3 protein-coding genes, 2 tRNA genes and 2 rRNA genes (1 of these 7 only partly in view) are annotated in these 6,305 nt (G+C 47.5%); all 7 read right to left on the bottom strand.

The window, feature by feature from the left end; translation table 11 throughout:
* Positions 1-1,236, bottom strand: a 23S ribosomal RNA gene (locus tag GSQ19_RS09355); it reaches 1,594 nt to the left of the window's first position.
* Positions 1,237-1,397: 161 nt separating this feature from the next.
* Positions 1,398-1,470 (bottom strand) — tRNA-Ala (locus GSQ19_RS09350).
* Between the two features lie 77 nt (positions 1,471-1,547).
* Positions 1,548-1,621, bottom strand: a tRNA-Ile gene (locus GSQ19_RS09345).
* Between the two features lie 118 nt (positions 1,622-1,739).
* A 16S ribosomal RNA gene (locus GSQ19_RS09340) occupies positions 1,740-3,228 on the bottom strand.
* The 16S and 23S rRNA genes sit together here with 2 tRNA genes alongside, the layout of an rRNA operon.
* A 184-nt stretch (positions 3,229-3,412) precedes the next feature.
* Positions 3,413-3,607 carry a hypothetical protein gene (locus GSQ19_RS09335; RefSeq protein ID WP_041456003.1) on the bottom strand — a complete coding sequence of 65 codons (195 nt, stop codon included), beginning with the start codon at positions 3,605-3,607 and terminating at the stop codon, positions 3,413-3,415.
* An 84-nt stretch (positions 3,608-3,691) separates the two neighbouring features.
* Positions 3,692-5,650: an FHA domain-containing protein gene (locus GSQ19_RS09330; RefSeq protein ID WP_011317676.1), complete on the bottom strand. Its 1,959-nt coding sequence runs from the start codon at positions 5,648-5,650 to the stop codon at positions 3,692-3,694.
* 52 nt (positions 5,651-5,702) lie between these two features.
* On the bottom strand, positions 5,703-6,284 hold the full coding sequence (locus tag GSQ19_RS09325) for an FHA domain-containing protein (RefSeq protein WP_011317675.1): 582 nt from the start codon (positions 6,282-6,284) through the stop codon (positions 5,703-5,705).
* Between the last annotated feature and the right edge of the window lie 21 nt (positions 6,285-6,305).

The following is a 6,305-nucleotide window of genomic DNA, read 5'->3' as shown; positions in this document are numbered from 1 at the left end:
CGCTACTGCTTCTTCCTACTACGGAACGCTCCCCTACCGATTAATGTTTAGTTAATCCCACAGCTTCGGTACATCGCTTAGCCCCGTTCATTTTCGGCGCAAGATCGCTTGACTAGTGAGCTATTACGCACTCTTTCAAGGGTGGCTGCTTCTAGGCAAACCTCCTAGTTGTCTAGGCAATCTCACCTCCTTTATCACTTAGCGATGATTTGGGGACCTTAGCTGGTGGTCTGGGCTGTTTCCCTCTTGACGATGAAGCTTATCCCCCACCGTCTCACTGGCAATGTGTCCATCGGGTATTCTGAGTTTGTCTCGATTTGGTACCGGTCTCCCAGCCCGCACCGAAACAGTGCTTTACCCCCCGACTATAATCATTACCGCTGCGCCTCAACACATTTCGGGGAGAACCAGCTAGCTCCTGGTTCGATTGGCATTTCACCCCTAACCACAACTCATCCGCCGATTTTTCAACATCGGTCGGTTCGGACCTCCACTTGGTGTTACCCAAGCTTCATCCTGGCCATGGTTAGATCACCAGGGTTCGGGTCTATAAACACTGATTATCGCCCTTTTCAGACTCGGTTTCCCTTTGGCTCCGACATTCTCGTCTTAACCTACCAGTGCCTATAAGTCGCCGGCTCATTCTTCAACAGGCACGCGGTCATCCGTTTAATCGGACTCCCACTGCTTGTAAGCTAATGGTTTCATGTTCTATTTCACTCCCCTTGCGGGGTTCTTTTCACCTTTCCCTCGCGGTACTGGTTCACTATCGGTCACACAGTAGTATTTAGCCTTACGAGATGGTCCTCGCTGATTCACATGGGATTCCTCGTGCCCCATGCTACTCGGGATTCAGCTACTATCCTTCAATTTTCGACTACAAGACTTTCACTTTCTCTGGTGCAGTATTTAGCTGCTTCGTCTAATCTCTAGATTCGATATCGCTGTCCCACTACCCCAGTCAGTAAACCAACTGGTTTAGGCTCTTCCCCTTTCGCTCACCACTACTCAGGGAATCTCTTTTGATTTCTCTTCCTCCAGCTACTAAGATGTTTCAGTTCGCTGGGTTGGCTCTTTCCTGTCTATATATTCAACAGGTAGTATTTAGGGTTGCCCCATTCGGACATCTCCGGCTCATAGTTTGCTTCCAACTCCCCGGAGTATTTCGTCGGTAACCACGTCCTTCTTCGCCTCTGTGTGCCTAGGTATCCACCATTAGCCCTTATTAGCTTGACCACTTTTTCATTGGCTTATCCTGCATTCACAGTTTGTCTGTGTCTGCCTGCTAATCTAATCGCGTTTTTATGCAGTTTTCAAGGTTCTGGCTAGGTTTTACCCAGCAGTCTAACTTCCGTTAGTTGCTGAATTCTTCCTTTCTGGCTTTTCGCTTTTTCATGTGGAGGTTAGCGGACTCGAACCGCTGACATCCTGCTTGCAAAGCAGGCGCTCTACCAACTGAGCTAAACCCCCCCAACACAATTCAAAATTCAAAATTCAAAATTAATTAGTTTATTGCTTTTGACTTTTGACTTTTGACTTGCTTCAGGTGGGCCATCCTGGACTCGAACCAGGGACCTCACCCTTATCAGGGGTGCGCTCTAACCACCTGAGCTAATAGCCCATTATCGAACCAAATCATAGTTTGAAAGCTTCGACACTATCTGCGACCGACCTAGAGTAGACCATCTGTTCATCTATTTGCTCTGTGCTTTCGATTCTCAGTTGGGTAGGTCTCCCTAAAAGGAGGTGATCCAGCCACACCTTCCGGTACGGCTACCTTGTTACGACTTCACCCCAGTCACCAGCACTGCCTTAGGCATCCTCCCCCACGAATGGTTGGAGTAATGACTTCGGGCGTTGCCAGCTTCCATGGTGTGACGGGCGGTGTGTACAAGGCCCGGGAACGAATTCACTGCAGTATGCTGACCTGCAATTACTAGCGATTCCTCCTTCACGCAGGCGAGTTGCAGCCTGCGATCTGAACTGAGCTACGGTTTACGGGATTTGCTTGCTATCGCTAGCTTGCTGCCCTCTGTCCGTAGCATTGTAGTACGTGTGTAGCCCAAGACGTAAGGGGCATGCTGACTTGACGTCATCCCCACCTTCCTCCGGTTTGTCACCGGCAGTCTCTCTAGAGTGCCCAACTTAATGCTGGCAACTAAAAACGAGGGTTGCGCTCGTTGCGGGACTTAACCCAACATCTCACGACACGAGCTGACGACAGCCATGCACCACCTGTGTTCGCGCTCCCTAAGGCACTCTTCCCTTTCAAGAAGATTCGCGACATGTCAAGTCTTGGTAAGGTTCTTCGCGTTGCATCGAATTAAACCACATACTCCACCGCTTGTGCGGGCCCCCGTCAATTCCTTTGAGTTTCACACTTGCGTGCGTACTCCCCAGGCGGGATACTTAACGCGTTGGCTCCGGCACGGCTCGGGTCGATACAAGCCACGCCTAGTATCCATCGTTTACGGCTAGGACTACTGGGGTATCTAATCCCATTCGCTCCCCTAGCTTTCGTCCCTCAGTGTCAGTTACGGCCTAGCAGAGCGCTTTCGCCACCGGTGTTCTTCCTGATCTCTACGCATTTCACCGCTACACCAGGAATTCCCTCTGCCCCGAACGTACTCTAGCTCTGTAGTTTCCACTGCCTTTACAAGGTTGAGCCTTGCTCTTTAACAGCAGACTTACAGTGCCACCTGCGGACGCTTTACGCCCAATCATTCCGGATAACGCTTGCATCCTCCGTATTACCGCGGCTGCTGGCACGGAGTTAGCCGATGCTTATTCCTCAGGTACCTTCACTTTCTTATTCCCTGAGAAAAGAGGTTTACAACCCAAGAGCCTTCCTCCCTCACGCGGTATTGCTCCGTCAGGCTTTCGCCCATTGCGGAAAATTCCCCACTGCTGCCTCCCGTAGGAGTCTGGGCCGTGTCTCAGTCCCAGTGTGGCTGATCATCCTCTCAGACCAGCTACTGATCGTCGCCTTGGTGCGCTCTTACCACACCAACTAGCTAATCAGACGCGAGCTCATCTCTAGGCAATAAATCTTTCACCTTTCGGCACATCCGGTATTAGCCACCGTTTCCAGTGGTTGTCCCCGACCTAGAGCTAGATTCTCACGCGTTACTCACCCGTCCGCCACTAAATCCGAAGATTCCGTTCGACTTGCATGTGTTAAGCATACCGCCAGCGTTCATCCTGAGCCAGGATCAAACTCTCCGTTTTGAATCGTTTGTTTTTAGCTCATTTTGACTGCTCTTTATCCACCTCAGCCTGGTGTTTTTTATTTTCTTGACGCAGGCTATTGTCGTATACTAGCTTTCAAACTATAATATTTTCAAGGTTCGGACACCCTCCGAGCGGCGCTTCGTCGCGCCCCTCTCTCAGGCACTTATCCAATATATCCAACCTACTCTCCCTTGTCAACTCTTTTCTCGAAAATTTTTTTCTCTCTCCCTTTCTCCCCACCTACAGGCTTTTCAGGCACGCCTACACCAGCACAAAAAAGCCCATACAGTTCAAATAGGTTTCCTTCGATAGCATTTAATAGCATTTCTAAATTAAATGAGTCGTGACGCACTAATAAATCGTCAATCGACTTCAATGCGGAGACTGATATGAATTTGAGGGTAATCTTTCTGTAACTTACCTGTACAAAAGCAACTACATCAACAAATTTTTGTCGTGGTTATGATGGTGACTGATTAAATACCCACTTTAACCATTGGCTAAAAGAACTGACTGCATTTAAACGGCGGACACCAGGCGCGCGGACTGCGGCAAGTCCGTCAAGGGCAACGAGAGCCGCATATTGTAAGCCCAAAAAACTATCAACGGCTGCGTAAGGTCCGCCAAGAGTGATTGCCCCGGCTGCATACATTTGTCCCTTACCATGACGCATTTCTGCGATCTCAAAATCATTTGTGACCGTTAAGCGTCCTAGATAGTTTAAAGGTAGGTTGTATTGTTTTACTAGGTCTTCTAACAAAGGATTAGCTTGCACTTTGGCATCTAAACCAGTAGCGTCAACAATAAAATCAGCCGTCAGTTTCATTTCCCCAAAACCTTTTTCTTGGATTTTGGTGATAGTACGGTTTTGTGCATCTCTTTCTACTCCCAACACTTCGCCGAAAGTAATTTGATACCAACCTTCTCTTAACCCTTGTTCTGTAATGCGTTGCCAGTCTTGTCTGTCGGCGGTGGTTGTACCGCCCCAGTCTGTTAGTAAGCGTTTGCGCTCTTCTGGAGTGGCTTGTTCTAACATAACGCGGAGTTCACCGCTCCAGCAGGCTTTTGGCCAGTTGAATGGTTGAAATTCGTAATGGTTTTTGACTAGACGTGTGGCTTTTTGAAATGTGTTGCCTTGGGGTTTAGGCGATCGCATCAAGTGCAAAACTGTAATATTAGGATTTTTGCGCCTTGCTTCATAAATGCGTTGGACGATGCGTGAAGCGACAATTCCGCGACCCCGAATCAGGACTGTACCACCTTGGTGTTCTAATTGCTCATATACATGGTCGTGTGCTTCATAAGCATTGACGACAGATTTAAAATCTCGGTACTTCTCTCTATAAGCTTGCAAATCAGGGAGAAACTGAATTGCTGGATACCCTGTAGCTAAATGTAAATAACGGCTCACTAAAAAAGCATGATTGCCTTGCCCACGAGAATAGGCTATACAATATCTCCCGTCATCGGTTTTGCGAATTGATCTAACTCGCCCATAGCGATAAATTTGATTCCAGTTAATACGTTTGGCTTCCCTGTCTATGGAGTCGAAAACGTTGCTGGCACGGGGAGTGTAAGTTTCGGCAAAGGTTGGTTCAGCAAATACCTGCCACAAATACCGGAACGCTGTGTTTAAATTACCTTTGGTTAAGTCCTGCCAAGTTTCTCGCCAAGCATAACTAGGCCAACCCCAAATATTATCAGGGCAAGAATCAGAATTTGACCGCAATCTTTCGTGTAAGGGTATTTGGGAATTAAGGCAAAGGCGCTTATAACGCGCGTAAGGTTCTGCTTCTAACCCCAGGGCTACAATTTTCTCCGCACGGACACCACTAATTCGCAATAAATCAGTCCAAATAAAGCTGCCTAATCCTCCACCAACAGCTAGATAATCGCATTCATCTACGGGCAGACCTGTAGCGTGGAGTGCTTGTACAGGAACCTGTTCTGCTTGAAATACTGGTGGTGGAAAATTGTTTCCTAAAGGTGTTATGGGGGGGGTTGCTGGTAAGTTTGGATCAGGAAGATTGGTATTGGGATTAAATTGAATTAATGAAGGAGGATTGGTGATTGGCGCAGTGACACGAACTGTGAGTGTCACCATCATGATGTAGGGGCCAATTTGCAATGTATCACCGCTAGTCAGAACACTACGTTTTTGTTGCTGACCGTTGATGAATGTACCATTGACACTACCTTGGTCAATTACTATTAATTGGTTATTTTCCCAGATAATGAGAGCATGGTAACGAGAAATTTGATCACTGTTGAGCAACATTCTGGAAACGCGCTTTCCGTCCAGTTCGGCAGGTAAACGCGCGAATTCTCGACCAAAAGCAATAGGCACATCTAACTTTGGTTCTCGCCGTTCTCCAGTTATTGGGTCTTCCCAACTCAATTGAATTTGTGGATTAGTCATTGGTCAGTTGTCAGTAGTGTTTTATCCCTGATATCTCCCATTGTCGATATCGTCAATTCGGTGCTACTAATACGCTGACTGCTGCGGCTAAAGATGTGCCGCACCAAGGACAGCCGACTGGCAGATTTTCCAGTGAAGATACACGGTGACATTTTGGACACTCTAAACCGTACACTCCTGGTGGTGTAGCTGGATGATGATGTATCGGTGATGGTGATGGCTGTTGACGTAGAGGAGGTGTAACTGGTTGAGGACGGGCAATGGGTGGTTGCGGCAGGGATAAAACAGTGGCGGCGATGGTGTTAATAGTAATATTTGTGATGTGAAGTTGAGCTTGACCTAAGTAGATGATACTGCCTTGATTTAAAGGTTTTTCACCTTGAATTAGTTGTTGTCCATCTATGAGTGGGGGATTTTGCGATCGCAAATTTCTGATATAAAAGTTTTGCTGCTGAGAATGAAAAAATATTTCTACGTGCAGACCCGATACCGTTGGGTTAGTTAAAACGATATCGCACCGGAGAGGATCTCGACCAATGCGGACAGTGCCAGGATTTTTACTTGGCTGTTGTTCGTAAATTTGCTGAGTTTTATTTTGACCACCGTCTTGCCACTGGAGAGTTAGTGCGTTCATTTTTCTAACTTGGGTAACTCT

Origin of the sequence: Trichormus variabilis 0441, from assembly GCF_009856605.1 — a bacterium.
Classification (GTDB): domain Bacteria; phylum Cyanobacteriota; class Cyanobacteriia; order Cyanobacteriales; family Nostocaceae; genus Trichormus; species Trichormus variabilis.
Note: the sequence above shows the minus strand (reverse complement) of the source record. Positions and strands in the feature narration are given on the sequence as shown.